A 450-nucleotide genomic window follows, 5' to 3' on the forward strand; every position below is an offset into this window, starting at 1 on the left:
GATCACAAAAGGCTATGGCTTTCAGACGCTTGTGGAAAAACTGACACAATAAAGATTGATTTGCCGTTGGAATTGGGAGTGCAAGTTTACAATATCAACAAGGGGCGCAATCAAGGAATATTGAGTAAAAGCAAAACTCTTGACAACTACAGCCTGTTTATTGACAAAATACGGGAGTATCAAAAAAAGTATCAACGGAAGTATCCCAGTAAAGATGACAGGAAAAAATTACTTGATAAAGCGTTCAAATCTGCGATAAAATATTGTATAAAGAATAATATTCTAAGGGATTTTTTAGGAAAACATGGTTCGGAGGTATTGAATATGCTGTATGGTGAATATGACCCTGAAGTGGAAATTAGAGTAGTCCGCGAAGAAGAAAGAATAATAATCGCAAAAAATGTGCTTTAAAAAGGTTCAACGCTAGAATTGGTGCATGAGATCACAGGG

At 36.0% G+C, this 450-nt stretch carries 1 pseudogene; it reads left to right on the plus strand.

The annotated features are described in order from the left end of the window. Positions 1 to 411 (plus strand): annotated as a pseudogene (locus tag ACYVRA_RS08925) (hypothetical protein); the annotation flags it as partial. Between the last annotated feature and the right edge of the window lie 39 nt (positions 412 to 450).

The sequence above is a fragment of the Treponema sp. R8-4-B8 genome (assembly GCF_054786175.1).